Source organism: Aerolutibacter ruishenii, assembly GCF_007830115.1.
Classification (GTDB): domain Bacteria; phylum Pseudomonadota; class Gammaproteobacteria; order Xanthomonadales; family Xanthomonadaceae; genus Aerolutibacter; species Aerolutibacter ruishenii.
On sequence record NZ_VLKP01000004.1, the window covers coordinates 55735 to 71916 of the forward strand.

Genomic DNA, 16182 nt, shown 5'->3' on the forward strand with positions numbered 1-16182 from the left:
CCGTGCTGCCAGGTCGATAGAATGAGTCGCGTTGCGATTCCCCCATCCATCCCCATATCCCTCGCCGTGACCACTTCCATCAATCCGCCCCGCATCCTCCCCGACGTTGCGTTCGACGCCGCGGCCGCGGCGCGTCCGCTGGACTGGGTGGGAATGTCGAACATCGCATTGCCGCTGAATGTCGCCTCGGGCACCGGAGAGACCCTGCAGGTCGCCGCCTCGGCCGACGTGGCGGTGAACCTGGCCAAGGCGGATGCGCGTGGCATCCACATGTCGCGCCTGTACCTGGAGCTGCAACACGCCTTCACCGGCGAAGTGCTGACGCCCGCCGGGTTGCGCCGCGTGCTGCAGACGCTGGTGGATACCCAGGCAGGCTTGTCGAGCGCGGCGCGCCTGGTGCTGCGCTACGAGCACTTGCTGTTGCGCCCGGCACTGGCCAGCGAGCACGCAGGCTGGAAGCGCTACCCGGTCGAGATCGACGCGCGACTGGAAGACGGGCACCTGCATCTGGGCCTGCGTTTTGCGCTGGAGTATTCCAGCACCTGTCCGGCATCGGCGGCGCTGTCGCGCCAGATCAATGCCGAACGCTTTGCCGAGGACTTCGCCGACGCACGGCCGATGTCGACCGCCGTGGTCCGCGACTGGCTGGCGTCGCCGCGTGGCCTGGCGGCCACGCCGCATGCGCAGCGCAGCCGGGCGGATGTCCACGTCGCGCTGCGCCCCGCCTTCGACGAGTTGCCGCTGGGACACCTGATCGACGAGCTTGAGCGTGGCCTTGCGACCCCGGTGCAGACCGCGGTCAAGCGCGAGGACGAGCAGGCATTCGCCCGCCTCAATGCCGACAACCTGATGTTCTGCGAGGACGCCGCGCGCCGTGTCGCGGCGGTGCTGTCGGGTGATCCGCGCGTTGAGCGTTTCGACGCCACCGTCTCGCATTTCGAGAGCCTGCACGCGCATGACGCCGTGGCCACGGTCGCCGGCCACGGTCCCGCTTCGGCGTCACCCGAGGGCTGAATCACGCTGCAATCCGCCATGCCGGCCGGTCGCAGGGCGCCGACGCGGGTGCCGCCCGTCAGGGCTGTGCAGCACCCGACGCCTCCAGCACCAGCAGCGGATCGATCCGCACGTCGAACCAGTTCATGCCCCAATGCAGGTGCGGCCCGGTCGCGCGCCCGGTGGCACCCACCGCGCCGATGGCCTGACCCTGCTCCACGCGGTCGCCGGACTTCACGTCCAGCCGTGACAGGTGCAGGAAGTTGGAGCTGATGCCGTGACCGTGGTCCAGCACCACGGTGCCCCCGGTCAGGTACAGGCCGGGGTCGGCAAAGGTGACCACGCCGGCGGCGGGGGCCACGATTGGCGTGCCGTTGGCCGCGGCAATGTCCATGCCCGAGTGCGCCGCGCCCGGCGTGCCGTTGTAGATGCTCTGGTTGCCGAAACGGCCGCTGATCCGTCCCTTCACCGGCCAGGTGAAACGCTGTGCGAAGTCACTTCGCGCATCGTCGCGTAGCCGCGCCTCGGCCACGCGCGCCTGCTCCCGCCTGATCCGCTCGGCGATGGCTGGCGGCGGCAGCACCGTGGCGGGTGGCACGCCGTCTATGCGTTCGACCGGCCAATCGCGCGGGGTGATCGTGATGGTGTGGACCAGCGTTTTGCCATCGCCACGGGTGATGCGCACGCTCACCGGTGCGGTGGCGTCGCGGGACACGCCAAAAACGAAGCGCCCCTCGGGCGAGATGCGCAGGTTGCGGCCGGCGTACTCCACCGTGGCGCCGGCTTCGGCGATGCCCTGCACCAGTGCGCCCTGGGGCGCGGCGGCGGGCAGGAAGCTGGTCCGTGCCGGGAGAACCGCGGGGTGGTCGACATCCGGCCCGCCCGTGGGGGCAGTGCTGGCGCAACCGCCGCTCGCCGCGGCCAGCAGCATCGCCAGCGCCAGCGAGGCAAGCGATGAAGTTGCCGCGGCGATGGGACGTGCCGCGGCCAGCGCCAAATCGCGCCGCGCCACGACCGACCGTGCCATCAACGCGCGAACGCCAGCCGCTGGCCGTTCGCCGCGCCCACCAGGCGCTCGCCGTCCCATGCCAGCACGCCATTGACCCAGGTCGAGGCGATGCGCGAATGGAAGGTGCGCCCCTCGAACGGCGACCAGCCGCACTTGGACAGCACCTGCTCGCGCTGCACGGTGAACGGCGTGTCGTCCACCAGCACCAGGTCGGCGAAGTAGCCCTCGCGCAGGAAACCGCGCTCGGCCACGTCGAACAGCTGCGCCGGCGCATGCGCGAACTTCTGCACCACCTGCGCGGTGGTCAGCTTGCCTTCGTGCACCAGCTCCAGCGCCGCGTTGAGCGCGAACTGCACCAGCGGCAGGCCGCTGGGCGCGCCGGTGTACGGGCGGGCCTTCTCCTCCAGCGTGTGCGGCGCGTGGTCGGTGGCCAGCACGTCGATCACGTCGCCTGCCACCGCGGCGATCAGCGCTTCGCGGTCGCTGCTGTCCTTGATCGCGGGGTTGCACTTGATCAGGTGGCCCAGCGTTGCGTAATCGGTACGGTCAAAGCGCAGGAAGTGGATGCAGGTCTCGGCGGTGATCTGCTTGCGGCTGCCATCGGCGCGGATCAGCGGACCGGTTTCGAACAGCGCCAGCTCGTCGGCGGTGGAGATGTGCAGCACGTGCAGGCGGGTGCCGTGGCGGCGCGCCAGCGAGATCGCCAGCTCGGTCGACTTCCTGCACGCCTCGCGGGAGCGGATGTCGGGGTGGAACTCGGCCGGGATGTCGTCGCCGTACTGCGCCTTGTAGCGCGCCAGCTCGGCGTCGATCATCGGTGTGTCTTCGCAATGCGTGATGATCGGCGTGGGTGCGCCGGCGAAGATGCCGTCCAGCACCACGGGGTTGTCGACCAGCATGTTGCCGGTCGAGGCGCCCATGAACACCTTGATGCCCGGCGCGGTACGCGGGTCGAGGCTGCGCACGGCGTCCAGGTTGTCGTTGCTGGCGCCCAGGTAGAAGCCGTAGTTGCCCCAGGCCCGGCCGTTCGCGCGGCGGTACTTGTCCTCCAGCGCATCGGCATTGAGCGTGGGCGGGGTGGTGTTGGGCATGTCCATGAAGCTGGTCAGCCCGCCGGCCACGGCCGCCGCGGATTCGGTGGCCATGTCGGCCTTGTACTCCAGGCCCGGCTCGCGGAAGTGCACTTGGTCGTCGATCATGCCGGGCAGCAGTCGCCGGCCGCCGGCATCGACCACGGTCTCGTTGCCTCGTGCGGACAGGCCCGGGCCGATCTGCACGATGCGATCGCCTTCAATGCGCAGATCGCCGTCGAATTCGCGGCCTTCGTTGACCAGTCGTGCGTTGACGATGAGGGTATTGGGCATCGGTAGGGGCCGTTCAGTGGGAGTGGGGAGGTCGGTGTGGCTTGGCCGTGGCAGGCGGCACGGGATCCACGCCGCCCGGGTGGAAGGGGTGGCACCGCAGCACGCGACGCAGCGCCAGCCAGCTGCCCTTGACCGCACCGAAGCGGCCGATCGCCTCCATCGCGTACACCGAGCACGTGGGGTGGAAGCGGCACCTGGGCCCCAGCAGCGGGCTGATCCAGCGTTTGTAGAAGCGGAGGCAGGCGATGAGCAGTCGGTCGATCACGGGTTCTTTATGTGGCCTGGCGCCATGATGCGCCCCTGCGGTGGAGCGCATGGGAACTGCGAATGATTCGCCGGTGGCCAGGCCCTGTAGCCGTGGCCTGAAAAGCCGTGGCGATGTAAGGTTGGGGGCAGTGGGGAGTCGCGGTTGCCGCGGTCACCGGGGCAGGGTATAACAGCGCGCCTTCCCGTCACAAGGGAACCAGAAGGACACGTCGCTCGTGGCAGTGAAGAAAACCGCGAAGAAGGCCGCCAAGGCCGTCAAGAAGCCGGCCAAGCCGGCTGCCAAGAAGGCTGCGTCGGCCAAGCCGGCTGCGAAGAAGGCAATGGCCAAGGCGCCCGCCAGGAAGGTGACGGCCAAGCCGGTGGCTGCCAAGAAGCCTGCCGCGAAGAAGGCGATCGCTAAGGCCGCTCCTGCCAGGAGCGCCGCCAGGAAGGCGGTGCCCGCAAAGAAGGCGGTTGCGGCAAAGAAGGCGGTTGCGGCAAAGAAGGCGGTTCCCGTCAAGAAGGCGGCACCCGCAAAGAAATCCGCACCCGCAAAGAAATCCGCTGCGACCAGTACCAAGGTCGTAGCCAGGAAGACCGCCCCGGCCAGCAAGCCGGCGGCGAGCAAAGCTCCGGCCAAGGCGCCGGTAGTCAGGAAGGTCGTGGCGGCCAAGCCCGCCGTGGCCCCCAGGAAGTCCCCGGTGGTCAAACCGACCGCCGTGAAGCCCGTCGCCAAGTCGACCCCGGTCAGCAAGCCGGCGCCCGCGCCGGTGGCCAAGCCCAAGGCAGCCGCCCCCGCGGCCGCCAAGCCGGAAGCCCCGGCAAAGGCGATGGCCAGCAAGCCTACGGTCGAGAAGGTTCCCCCCCAGAACACTCCGCCTGCGGCGCCCCGCAAGGTTGGAAAGGTGGCCGTGGCCGTTGCGGCAAAGCCGCACGAGCCGGCCCCGAAAGGCAAGGTGAAAGTCGTGCAGTACAACGTTGAACCAGGTAGCGGCCGTCCCATCGTTCCCAAGGGCTACAAGCCCAGCGCGGACGAGGAGTACATGAGCCCGCTGCAGCTTGAATACTTCCGCCAGCGGCTGCTGCAGTGGCGTGCGGACCTGGTCGAGGAATCCAAGCAGACCATCGAGAACCTGAAGGACGAGGTGCGCGATGTCGGCGACGAAGCCGAACGCGCCACCCGCGAAACCGAGAACTCGCTGGAGCTGCGCACCCGCGACCGCTACCGCAAGCTGATCAGCAAGATCGACAGCACCCTCAAGCGTGTCGATTCGGGTGACTACGGTTTCTGCGTGGACACGGGCGAGGAAATCGGCCTGGAGCGCCTGGAAGCGCGCCTCACCGCCGAACGCACCATCGACGCGCAGGAACGCTGGGAGCACCTGCAGAAGCAGATGGGCGACTGACGCCCACCGGCCCGCGTACAGGCAGTGCCTGCCGGTTGCGGCATGACAACGCCCCCTGACGGGGCGTTGTCATTTGCGGCAAAGGTAGGGAGGCGGCACTGTCACGGCGTTGTTGGGGACATGAGCCGATGGGTTTCCGATTACCACCGCCAGAGCCGATCGAGACCCGGATGCCTGCAGTCATGGGGCGGGAGGGCTTGTGCTGGATGACGGCGCCCGTGCCCCGTGGTTCGATGACACCGCGGTGCACGCGGTGGAGACGTGCTTGAGCATGACGTCCGGATCCGCACGCTCAGCCGGAATGTTGGCGGCCACGGCCAAGGCCACAGACTTCGACCGGTTTGTGCTCGAACACCGTCCGATGCTGGTGGCCTTCCTGCGGCGTCGCGTGTCCGACGCCGATGCCCAGGATCTTGCCCAGGAAACCATGGTGCGGCTGATGCGCTACGCCGACCAGCCGGTGGAGGCATTGCGTCCGCTGATGTACCGGATTGGCCTCAACGTGTTGGCGGATCGTGGTCGGCGGGATGCGAGCCGGCTGGCCCACGCGCACGTCAGCCTGGAGGATGACGCCCTCGTCCTGCCGGCGACGGACCCGGCGCAGGACGAGCGCGTCGCGCACCAGCAGGCACTGGTTGCGGTGCGGGCGGCGGTGCTGCGCCTGCCGCCGCGCTGCCGTGAGGTCTACCTGCTCAACCGCATCGAGGACATGAGTTACACCGAGATCGCACGGCACTGTGGCATATCCGTCAAGGCCGTGGAGAAACACATCGGCAAGGCACTTTCACTGCTGCGCACGCATCTGCGCGGTACCCAAGGCGGTCACAGGGAATGGCCATGAACATGCACAAGAACACACCGGGCCCGGGTGTCGACCAGCGTGCGGCGTGGTGGGTGGCACGGCTGGACGCGCCCGACTGTGATGCCGCCGAGCGCGCGGCCTTCGAGGATTGGCTGGCGCAGGCGCCCCGCCACCTCGAAGCGTGGCTGCGGGCCGACGCCATCCATTCGGCCACGGCGGAACTGGCCGGTGACGAGCTGCTGCAGGCGGCGACGCGCAAGGCGCGGCGCGAAGGGCGCGCCGTGTTTGCCCACGGCGGGTGGCGGGCCTGGGGATGGGCGGTTGCGGCCAGCGTGACGGTGGCGGTCGGCATGCTGGCGTGGCGCCTGCAGCCGCAGGCCCCGGCACCGCAACAGCATTACGCCACGTCCGTGGGCGAACTGCGCACGATCGAACTGGCCGATGGCACCGAACTGCTGCTCGACACCGGCTCTGCGGTCACAGTACGCCTGGGTGGACGGCAGCGCGAAGTGGACGTGGACGCCGGGCGCGTGCAGCTGAGGGTGGGCGATGACCCCCGGCCGTTCCTGGTGCATGCGGGAGGTACCTCCATCCGTGACATTGGCACTACCTTCCAGGTCAGCCGCGATGCGCGTACGGTCCATGTGGGACTGGTCGAGGGCGCGGTGGTGATTTCGGCCGCGGCGGCGCAAGGCAGGGTCAATCGCGTACAGCTTGCGCCTGGGGAGCAGGTATCGGTCGTGGACGATGTGGCGTTTGCGCCGGTGCAGGCCTTCGACATCGCGGTGGCCGAAGGCTGGACGCAGGGGGAGCTGGTGTTCAAGGGGCATCGCCTGGACGCGCTGCTGCGCGAGGCCAATCGCTATTCCCGGACCAGATTGACCCTCGCGGACCCAGCCTTGGCCGAAATCACCGTCAGTGGGGTGTTCCGTGCAGGCAACCAGGAGGCATTGGTTTCGGCGCTGGAGCGTGGCTGGGGCCTGCATGCGCAGCGCGTGGGCCCGGACGAGATCCGCCTGTCCCGCTGACAGCGCTGACAAACCAGGACGCGGGTAACGTGGCATTGCGCACGCTGTCCCGCTTCCGTAATGTGGGGCGTTTACCCTGCCCGTGACGCTCTGCGCATGGCCCCGCCACGCCGCCGCAACACCCTAGCGCTTGCCCTTGCCATGTTGCTGCCCTGCGCCGTGCCGGCGGCCTTGGCGCAGGCGCAGGAATCATCGGCGCGGGCGACTGGTTCGTTGACCGTCCCCGCGGGTCCTCTGGATGATGCACTGAAGGCGCTCGCGCGCCAGGCTGGCATCCAGGTGCTGTATCCCGCCGGGCTGGTCGCACGCCATCGGTCGCGACCGGTGACCGCCGTGGGCACGCCGACGGCGGCGCTGGCGGTGATGCTTGAGGATACCGGCCTGCGTGCGGTGGCGGTTGCCGACGGAGCTTTCGTGCTGGAGCGGTTGCCGCCCACGCCACGCAGAAGAGCCACGCCGTCCCGCCCGGTTATCGCAGACGACAATCCCGTCGACGTTGGCCTGGTTACGGTGACTGGCACGCACATCCCGCGGACCCCGGTCGACGGTGTCGAAGCCTCGCCGATGACCCGGATCACGCGCGAGCAGATCGAAGCCAGTGGCCACCTCACGCTTTTCGAGTTGCTGCGTGAGCAGCCGGGCATGCTGGGCCACCATCCGGTGGAAGTTGCGGTGGAGGGTGGCAGCGCCGCGCAGCAACCGTTTGCATCCGCTGCCACGACCAGCCTGTACGCACTGGGGCCGCGCGCCACGCTGTTCCTCGTGGATGGCCAGCGCGTGGCCAACCACGGGCTGGTCTCGGCGGACCTGGGTGGCTTGACCGACCTGTCCGGTATTCCGCTGAGCATCGTGGATCGCGTGGAGATCATCCGCGGGGGGTCTTCCGCCATTTACGGCGCCGATGCGATGGCGGGCGTGGTCAACATCATCCTGCGCAAGGATGCGGCAACGCCGACGCTGGTGGTCCGGCATGGTGTCTCGGGCGCGGGCGACGCCTGGCAGTCGCAGGCATCACTCACGATGGGGCGCCGTTGGGGCGAAGGTGGCGACTTGTTCCTCGGGGTCGAACTTTTCGACCATGACGGCCTGATGGGGCATCAGCGTTCCTGGCGAACCCGCGACCTGCGCAACCTGCGCCTGGGGGATTGGCGCTACCAGTTGGGCTATCGCGACGCCGACGGGGAACTGATCCGTGCCTACTGCCCCGGAGCTGTCGGCAGGGCTGCGCGGGAATGCGACTTCGATCCTCCCCGTTTCGAAAGCCTGGAACCGGAGACCCAGCGTGCCTCGATGTACACGAGCATGCGTGCGCCGGTGGGCGAAAATGCGGAATGGAGCGCCCAGTTGCGCGCTACGCATACGCGGCAGGAACTCTGGCGTGCGCCGTTCCATGCCAGCGTGCTGCTTCCCGAGGCACATCCGGACTGGATCCCGGGTGCGGAACGGCTGGACTATGCGTTCTTCGACATCGGGCCGGTGCGCAACCGGACCAGGGGCACGTCGCTTGATGCCAGCACGGGGCTGAACGGTTGGCTGGGTGAATGGCAATGGCACGCCAACGTGGCCCACCACCGTAACGACGTCACCAGCCGCATCCAGGGACTGGTGCGCGAAACCGCGTTCACCGAAGCCGTCCGGAACAACCGTTACCGGTTTGGCGGTGGCAATCCAGCGGACCTGATGGCGGCGATATCACCTTCGATCACGGCGCGCGGCACCGCGACGCTGGAACAGTTCAGTGCGGGGGGGAATGGCCCCGCATGGCGCATGCCCGGCGGGTTGGCGATGTTCGCCACGGGCCTTGAGGTCCTGCGCGATGGCTTGGCGCATCGACCGGATGCGCTCATGGAACAGCACGACGTGGCGCTGGGGCCGCAGAAGACCCGGATCGACGAGCATCGCACCGGGGCCGCGGTCTATGGCGAGCTGAGCCTGCCGCTGCTGCGCCGGTTGCAGGCGGACGTGGCCCTGCGCCTGGATTACCGCGAGGGTTACGGAAGCCGCTGGTCGCCCAAGCTGGGGTTGAAGTGGAACGTGGTGGACGCGCTTACCCTGCGTGGCACGCTTGCCACCGGCTATCGCGCGCCAACGCTGTTCGAGTTGCGCCGGCCGGGCGTGGATGAAAACTACGATGCCTTCCCTTACCAGCCTGACTTCGGGGAATGCAGGTATTCGGCGGCGGTTCCCGGGTTGGGCACCTACTGCGTGTTGCTGCGGGGCGCGATGGAGAACCCGGGCCTGAGGCCGGAAACCTCCTCAAGCCAGACGGTCGGCGTGGTATGGGCGCCTGCCGATCGCTTCCAGGCCAGCCTGGATCATTTCCGCATCCATCGCCGCGACGAGATCCTGCCGATCAATGCGATCGACGATGCGGCTGCTTTCCCACTCTCGCTGGTGCACGATGGGGAAGGACGCCTGGTCGGCATCAATGATTACTACGACAACGTGGGCGAGAGCGATCTGCGCGGTTTCGAGGCGGAGATGCGCTATCGATGGGAAACGCTCGGCATGGGACGCTTTGGCCTGCGTGGCGGCGCCTACTTCCTGGAACGCCTGGAGCGTAGGCGATTCCCGGGGGCGCCGCTGCTGGACCATGCCGGCTACCGGGTGCCACGCCACAGCCTGTTGGGTGCGGTGGAATGGCACGTTGGCCACTGGGCGCACACGCTGCACTGGCGACGGGCCGGCTCGGTGCGCGTGCATGCACCGGACGCGCCGTGCCGGCCCATCAACACCAGGCAGGGGCGGTGCGTGACGCCGGGGTTCAGCCTGTTCGACCTCGACATTGCATACGTGCCGTCGCCGCGGTGGCGGATGTCGATGAATATCCGCAATCTTTTCGGCCATGATCCGGTGAGCTATGACGTCGAACAGGCTGGCTATGACTTCGCGACGGACGATCCGCGCGGACGCTATTACCTGTTGAGCGCGATGTACCGTTTCTGATCCCCGCGCAGTGGAGCGAGTGCTCGATGGGGATGGATCCGTGCCACTTGGGAGCCCCACGGCATCAGCGTAGGTCGCCCAGATGCAGCCTGCGCAATTTCGGCGCGAACCGTGCGGTCAGGCCCACCACCGCCAGGGTCATGCTGCCGCCGAAGACCACCGAGGGCACCAGTCCCATCAGGCGCGCCGCCACCCCCGATTCAAACGCGCCCAGCTCGTTGGACGAGCCGATGAAAATGCCGTTGATCGATGCCACGCGGCCGCGCATGTGGTCGGGCGTGGACAGTTGCAGGATGGTGGAGCGCACCACCACCGACACGCTGTCGCACATGCCCGACATCATCAGCAGTGCGGCCGACAGCCAGAAATGGCGCGACAGCGCGAAGCCGATGATGCACAGGCCGAACCCGGCCACCGCGGCCAGCAGCCACCGGCCGGCATTGCGATCCGGCGGGTGCCGGGCCAGCCACAGGCCGACCAGCACCGCACCCGCCGCGGGCGCGGCGCGCAGGATGCCCAGTGCTTCCGGCCCGTAATGGAAGACGTCGCTGATGAAGGCCGGCAGCAATGCCACCGCACCGCCGAACAACACCGAGAACATGTCCAGCGCCTGCGCGCCGAGGATCACCTGGTGGTTGAAGACAAAGCGCAGGCCTTCGCCGATGCTGCGGAAGATCGGCGCGCGTTCGCTGGGCAGTGGCGGCTCGGACACGCGCAGGCTGATGATCGCGATGGCCGCGGCCAGTGCCAGCCCTGCGGCAACCAGGTAGGCAGTGGTCTTGCCGCCCACCGCCACCAGCACGCCGCCCAGCGCGGGGCCGACCACCAGCCCGGTCTGCATCACCACGCTGCTGATGCCGGCCCCGCGCGCATACGCCTCGCGCGGCAGCACGCGCGCGAACAGCGACATGTACACCGGCGTCAGGAACGCGCGCACCACGCCATTGCAGGCGATGGCTGTGTAGATGGTGGCGGTGCCCAGTGACGGCACGCTGCCGTATGCCACGCCGGCCAGCACCAGCGTGGTCACGCACAGGCCAAGGCACGCGGCCATGCCCAGCCTGCGCCGCGGCAGGTGGTCAACCGCGTAGCCGGCGAACAGGGCGAAGGCCATGTAAGGCAGCACTTCCGCCAGGCCGATCAGTCCCAGCGCCAGCGTGTCGCGGGTGAGCTCGTAGATGTGCCAGCCGACCGTGACCGCCACGATCTGGTACGACAGCATGCCCAGCAGGCGATAGCCGAGCAGGCCCAGGAACGCCGGGTTGCGCAGCACCGTGGCCACGCCCGGCGTGGCGGCGCTCACGACGCGGCTTGGGCCTTGTCGCGGATGAAGCCGAGCAGCGCGGTCAGGCCGTTGCTGCGCGTGGGCGAGAGGTGCTTGGCCAGGCCGATGTCGGCGATGTAGTCAGCGTCGGTGGCCAGGATCTCCTGCGCGCTGCGGCCGGAATACACGCGCAGCGCGAGGTAGACCAGCCCCGAGACGATGGCCGAGTCGCTGATGGCATGGAAGTCCAGCCGATCGGCATCGCCTTCGGCCACGATCCACACCAGCGACTGGCAGCCGTGCAGGCGGTTGTCCTCCACCTTCCACTCGGCGGGCAGGTCGGGCAGCTTGCGGCCCAGGTCGATCAGGTACTGGTAGCGCTCGGCCCAGTCGCCGAAGAACGCGAACTCGTCGCGGATGGCGGCCTGGGCTTCGGCGGCAGTGGGATCAATGGGGAAGGGCGATTCAGTCATTCGATGCTTTCCTCAGGCCCGGCGCCAGCGCACGCCCTGCGGCGTGTCTTCCAGCACGATGCCTTCGGCGGCAAGCTGGTCGCGCAGCGCATCGGAGCGGGCGAAGTCGCGGGCCTTCTTGGCGGCGGTGCGTTCGTCCACCAGCGCCTGGATGCGCGCATCGTCGTCGCCACTGGCGCCGCGGGCAAACCAGGCGTCGGGCGCCTGCTGCAGCAGGCCGAGTGCCAGGCCGGCGCCGAGCAGGTCGGCCCTGGTCTGACGCAGGCGGGGTGCCAGCTCCGCCATCCCGGGATCCTGCGCGCTGCTGCTGCCCGGGGCAAGCATTTGCCGTGCGCTCGCGGCGATGCGTGCCACTTCCGCCAGCGCCTGCGGCGTATTGAGGTCATCGTCCAGCGCGATTTCGATGGACGCGGGAATCGCCGCCTCGCCCGTCGCGTCCGGGGTGTCCGCCAGCGCCGCGTCGATGTCACGCAGCGTGCCGTACAGCCGGTCCAGCGTGCGGACGCTCTGTTCGATCAGGTTGCCCGACCAGTCCAGCGGCTGGCGGTAGTGCGCCGAGAGCAGGGCGTAACGCAGCGCTTCGGGCGGGTGCGCGCGCACCAGGTCGTGGACCCTCTCGATGTTGCCCAGCGACTTGCTCATCTTGGCGCCGCCGAAGTTGAGCATGCCGTTGTGCAGCCACCAGCGCGCGAACGGCTTGCCGCCGTGGGCGCATTCGCTCTGCGCGATCTCGTTCTCGTGGTGCGGGAACTGCAGGTCCACGCCGCCGGCATGGATGTCGATGGTCTCGCCCAGGTGCGCCTCGGCCATGGCCGAGCATTCGATATGCCAGCCCGGGCGCCCGCGGCCCCACGGTGAGTCCCAGCCGGGCAGGTCGTCGGTGGAGGGCTTCCACAGCACGAAGTCGCCGGCGTCGCGCTTGTACGGCGCCACCTCGATGCGGGCGCCGGCCAGCATCTCTTCGGTGTCGCGACGCGAGAGCTTGCCGTAGCCGTCGAAGCTGCCCACCGCGAACAGCACGTGGCCCTCGGCGGCGTAGGCGTGGCCTTCGGCGATCAGCCGCCCGATCATGGCGATGATCTGCGGGATGTGACCAGTGACCGCGGGTTCGATGTCCGGCGGCTGCACGCCCAGCGCGGCCATGTCCTCGCGGTAGGCGGCGGCGAAGCGGTCGGTGATGGCCGCGATCGGCACGCCCTGCTCGCGGGCGGCGTTGTTGATCTTGTCGTCCACGTCGGTGATGTTGCGGGCGTAGGCGAGGGCGCCATAGCGCCGCCGCAGCACGTTGGCGAGCACGCCGAACACCACCGGGCCGCGGCCATTGCCGATGTGCACGTAGTTGTAGACCGTCGGGCCGCAGACATACATGGTCACGCGGGCCGGATCGGCGGGGACGAAGGGTTCGACCCGGCGGGTCAGGCTGTTGTAGAGGTGCAGGCTCATGGGGGCTACGGCAGTGGACAGGGCATTGTAGCGGGGCGGCGAGCGGCGCGTGGCGGGTCCGGTTTGTGGCATTCCGCCGTGCACCGCACAGGTGTCCCCGCACGGGGGTGCCAGCAGGGGTGTCCCAACAAGGGTGTGACAGCAGGGGTTCAGCCCGAGGGGGTCGCCACCGACTACACTTCCACGCCATGCTCCTGCCCACGCCCGCCGCCCACCATGCTTCGCGCTCGGTCGCGCTCTGTGCACTGCTGGCGCTGTGTGCCGGGGCGGCGCACGCGCAGGAGACGACCGTCCTGCAGACGGAGAACGTACGCTACGACTACGCACAGGTGCTGCGGGTGACGCCGGTCTACCAGACCCTGACCGCCACCCGCGTCGAGGAGCGCTGCGAGCGCACCCGGGCCGAAAGCCGGATGGGTCGGGTGGTCGGCGCGGTGCGGGGGGCGCTGACCCGCGAGGAGGCGGAAGCCCAGACCGATTGCCGGCCCGTGCCGGTGGAGCGCGAGTTCCGTCGGCCCATCGCCTACGACGTCGACTACGTCTACAAGGGTTCCCGCTACCGATCGCGTCTGCCGGAGGACCCGGGTAACCGCCTGCGGATCCGTATCGGGGTGACCCCGGCGGTCCCCGGCGTCCGGACCCGGTGATCCGAGCGCGCGGATCTGCCGGGAGCGGCCGGTCTTCGCCCTTTCGACTATTGCCCCCACCCCCGGTACGTGCGAGCATTCGCGCTTCGATGAACGCCTTCTACGCCGACGCCGACGTGTTGACCTCCGCCTGGATGGCGGCAGGGATGACCTCGCGCGCGCGCCGACCGTTGCCTCCCAACCGGGCTGGGTGACGGCGCACGCCGTTCGTGAACGCAACGCGACACACGAAAAGCCCAGCCCCAGCGCTGGGCTTTTTTGTTTTCAGTTTCAAACGTAACCGCCCCCATCGCCGCGCCTTGACCTGGAACCTCCGATGACCCACCACCTCAAGCATTTCCTGAACACCCAGGACTGGTCCCGCACCGAGCTCGACGCCCTGTTGACCCAGGCGGCGCTGTTCAAGAAGCACAAGCTCGGCGATGCGCTGAAGGGCAAGTCGATCGCGCTGGTGTTCTTCAATCCGTCCATGCGCACCCGCACCAGCTTCGAGCTGGGCGCGTTCCAGCTGGGCGGCCACGCGGTGGTGCTGCAGCCGGGCAAGGACGCATGGCCGATCGAGTTCAACCTGGGCACGGTCATGGACGGCGACACCGAGGAGCACATCGCCGAAGTGGCGCGGGTGCTGGGCCGCTACGTGGACCTGATCGGCGTGCGCGCCTTCCCGAAGTTCGTGGACTGGGCCTACGACCGCGAGGACATCGTGCTGAACTCCTTCGCGAAGTACGCGCAGGTGCCGGTGATCAACATGGAGACCATCACCCACCCGTGCCAGGAACTGGCGCACGCGCTGGCGCTGCAGGAACACTTTGGTACGACCGATCTGCGCGGCAAGAAGTACGTGCTGACCTGGACCTACCACCCCAAGCCGCTCAACACCGCGGTGGCCAATTCAGCGTTGACGATCGCCACCCGACTGGGCATGGACGTGACCCTGCTGTGCCCGACGGCCGATTACATCCTCGACGATCGCTACATGGGCTGGGCGAAGCAGAACGTGGCCGAGAGCGGCGGTTCGTTGACCGTCAGCCATGACATCCAGAGTGCCTATGCCGGTGCGGACGTGGTGTATGCCAAGAGCTGGGGTGCGCTGCCGTTCTTCGGCAACTGGGGGCCGGAGAAGCCGATCCGCGACCAGTACCAGCACTTCATCGTCGATGAGCAGAAAATGGCGCTGACCAACAACGGTGTCTTCAGCCACTGCCTGCCGCTGCGTCGCAACGTCAAGGCGACCGACGCGGTGATGGATTCGCCGCAGTGCATCGCCATCGACGAGGCCGAGAACCGCCTGCACGTGCAGAAAGCGGTGATGGCCGCGCTGATCGGGCAGTGACGCATCCCCACTTCCTACCGAGTACCTCCCCCATGAGCAAAGATATCGTCCTCGCCTTTTCAGGCGGCCTTGACACCAGTTTCTGCGTGCCCTACCTGCAGGAACGCGGCTGGAACGTGCACACCGTGTTCGCCGACACCGGCGGCGTGGATGCGGCGGAACGTGCTTTCATCGAAGCGCGTGCACATGAGCTGGGCGTCACCTCGCACGTGACCGTCGATGGCGGCCCGGCGATCTGGAATGGCTTCGTCAAGCCATTTGTATGGGCGGGCGAGGGCTACCAGGGCCAGTACCCGCTGCTGGTGTCCGACCGTTACCTGATCGTCGATGCAGCGCTGCAGCGCTGCACCGAGTTGGGCACCAGGGCCATCGCCCACGGCTGCACCGGCATGGGCAACGACCAGGTGCGCTTCGACCTGGCGGTGAAGGCGTCGGGTGACTACGAGATCGTGGCGCCGATCCGCGAGATCCAGAAGGAGCACACGCAGACACGCGCCTACGAGCAGAAGTACCTGGAGGAGCGCGGCTTTGGCGTGCGCGCCAAGCAGCAGGCCTACACCATCAACGAGAACCTGCTGGGCCTGACCATGTCGGGCGGCGAGATCGACAAGTGGCAGGCGCCGGGCGAGGGCGCGGTGGGCTGGTGCAAGCCGCGCGCCGAGTGGCCGACGGCTCCGCTGCGCGTGCGCCTGGGCTTCGTCAACGGTGAGGCCGTGGCGCTGGACGGCGAGAAGATGGACGGCCACCGTATCCTGGCCAAGCTCAATGGCCTGTTCGCGCAGTACGGCGTGGGTCGTGGGTTGTACACCGGCGACACCACGATCGGCCTGAAGGGGCGCATCATCTTCGAGGCCCCGGGCCTGGCCGCGCTGCTCACCGCGCATCGCGCGCTGGAGGAGGCGGTGCTGACCAAGCAGCAGAACCGCTTCAAGCCCGAGGTGGCGCGCAAGTGGGTGGAGCTGGTCTATGAGGGCTTCTTCCATGACCCGCTGAAGACCGACCTTGAGGCGTTCCTGGCATCCAGCCAGTCGACGGTGAATGGCGACGTCGTGCTGGAAACGCAGGGCGGCAGCGTCGGCGCGGTGGCGGTGGAGTCGGCGCACATCCTCAACGCCAAGGGCGCGACCTACGCGCAGTCGGCGGACTGGGGCGTGGCCGAGGCCGAGGGCTTCATCAAGCTGTTCGGCATGAGCAGCACGCTGTGGGCCGAGGTCAATCGCAAGTGACG

14 protein-coding genes are annotated in these 16182 nt (G+C 68.3%); 8 read left to right on the top strand and 6 right to left on the bottom strand.

Annotated features, from left to right (window positions below; all coding sequences use genetic code 11):
• The first annotated feature begins 66 nt into the window (after positions 1–66).
• Positions 67–1014, top strand: a complete 948-nt coding sequence (folE2, locus tag IP93_RS05935) for a GTP cyclohydrolase FolE2 (protein ID WP_242006768.1) — start codon at positions 67–69, stop codon at positions 1012–1014.
• Positions 1015–1072: 58 nt separating this feature from the next.
• Here folE2 and IP93_RS05940 read toward each other — a convergent pair whose 3' ends face one another.
• The 3 genes from IP93_RS05940 to yidD form a co-directional block, all read right to left on the bottom strand.
• Complete coding sequence (locus IP93_RS05940) at positions 1073–1921, bottom strand: M23 family metallopeptidase (protein WP_425480030.1); 849 nt, start codon at positions 1919–1921, stop codon at positions 1073–1075.
• 98 nt (positions 1922–2019) lie between these two features.
• Positions 2020–3366 (bottom strand): dihydroorotase, encoded by a 1347-nt coding sequence (locus IP93_RS05945; RefSeq protein WP_144813226.1) that lies wholly within the window; start codon positions 3364–3366, stop codon positions 2020–2022.
• Positions 3367–3379: 13 nt separating this feature from the next.
• Positions 3380–3682 (bottom strand): membrane protein insertion efficiency factor YidD, encoded by a 303-nt coding sequence (gene yidD, locus IP93_RS05950; RefSeq protein ID WP_144813227.1) that lies wholly within the window; start codon positions 3680–3682, stop codon positions 3380–3382.
• A 166-nt stretch (positions 3683–3848) separates the two neighbouring features.
• On the opposite strand from yidD, the gene dksA reads away from it, so the two are divergent.
• From dksA to IP93_RS05970, 4 genes are all read left to right on the top strand, one after another.
• Positions 3849–5018, top strand: a complete 1170-nt coding sequence (dksA, locus tag IP93_RS05955) for an RNA polymerase-binding protein DksA (protein WP_144813230.1) — start codon at positions 3849–3851, stop codon at positions 5016–5018.
• Between the two features lie 301 nt (positions 5019–5319).
• Entirely contained in the window at positions 5320–5859 is a 540-nt protein-coding gene (locus tag IP93_RS05960; RefSeq protein WP_144813675.1) for a sigma-70 family RNA polymerase sigma factor, read from the top strand.
• Positions 5856–6848 (top strand): FecR family protein, encoded by a 993-nt coding sequence (locus IP93_RS05965; RefSeq protein WP_158636281.1) that lies wholly within the window; start codon positions 5856–5858, stop codon positions 6846–6848. Before IP93_RS05960 ends, IP93_RS05965 begins: the two co-directional genes overlap by 4 nt.
• A gap of 96 nt (positions 6849–6944) precedes the next feature.
• Positions 6945–9794 carry a TonB-dependent receptor gene (locus IP93_RS05970; RefSeq protein ID WP_158636282.1) on the top strand — a complete coding sequence of 950 codons (2850 nt, stop codon included), beginning with the start codon at positions 6945–6947 and terminating at the stop codon, positions 9792–9794.
• 64 nt (positions 9795–9858) lie between these two features.
• Here the strand turns inward: IP93_RS05970 and IP93_RS05975 are convergent, their stop codons facing one another.
• Genes IP93_RS05975 through cysS form a run of 3 tightly spaced genes read right to left on the bottom strand, consistent with a single transcriptional unit; the run spans position 9859 to position 12974 of the window.
• Positions 9859–11097 (bottom strand): MFS transporter, encoded by a 1239-nt coding sequence (locus IP93_RS05975; protein ID WP_144813237.1) that lies wholly within the window; start codon positions 11095–11097, stop codon positions 9859–9861.
• Positions 11094–11531: a SufE family protein gene (locus IP93_RS05980; protein WP_144813239.1), complete on the bottom strand. Its 438-nt coding sequence runs from the start codon at positions 11529–11531 to the stop codon at positions 11094–11096. The genes IP93_RS05975 and IP93_RS05980 overlap by 4 nt, the downstream gene beginning before the upstream one ends.
• 12 nt (positions 11532–11543) lie before the next feature.
• On the bottom strand, positions 11544–12974 hold the full coding sequence (gene cysS, locus IP93_RS05985; protein ID WP_144813241.1) for a cysteine--tRNA ligase: 1431 nt from the start codon (positions 12972–12974) through the stop codon (positions 11544–11546).
• A 248-nt stretch (positions 12975–13222) separates the two neighbouring features.
• Between cysS and IP93_RS05990 the strand changes: the two genes are divergently transcribed.
• The 3 genes from IP93_RS05990 (at position 13223) to IP93_RS06000 (ending at position 16180) form a co-directional block, all read left to right on the top strand.
• A complete protein-coding gene (locus IP93_RS05990) occupies positions 13223–13621 on the top strand; it encodes a hypothetical protein (protein WP_425480031.1) in 399 nt (132 codons plus the stop codon).
• 316 nt (positions 13622–13937) lie between these two features.
• Positions 13938–14954 (top strand): N-acetylornithine carbamoyltransferase, encoded by a 1017-nt coding sequence (locus tag IP93_RS05995; RefSeq protein WP_144813246.1) that lies wholly within the window; start codon positions 13938–13940, stop codon positions 14952–14954.
• 32 nt (positions 14955–14986) lie between these two features.
• Positions 14987–16180, top strand: a complete 1194-nt coding sequence (locus IP93_RS06000) for an argininosuccinate synthase (RefSeq protein WP_144813248.1) — start codon at positions 14987–14989, stop codon at positions 16178–16180.
• The last annotated feature ends 2 nt before the right edge of the window (positions 16181–16182 follow it).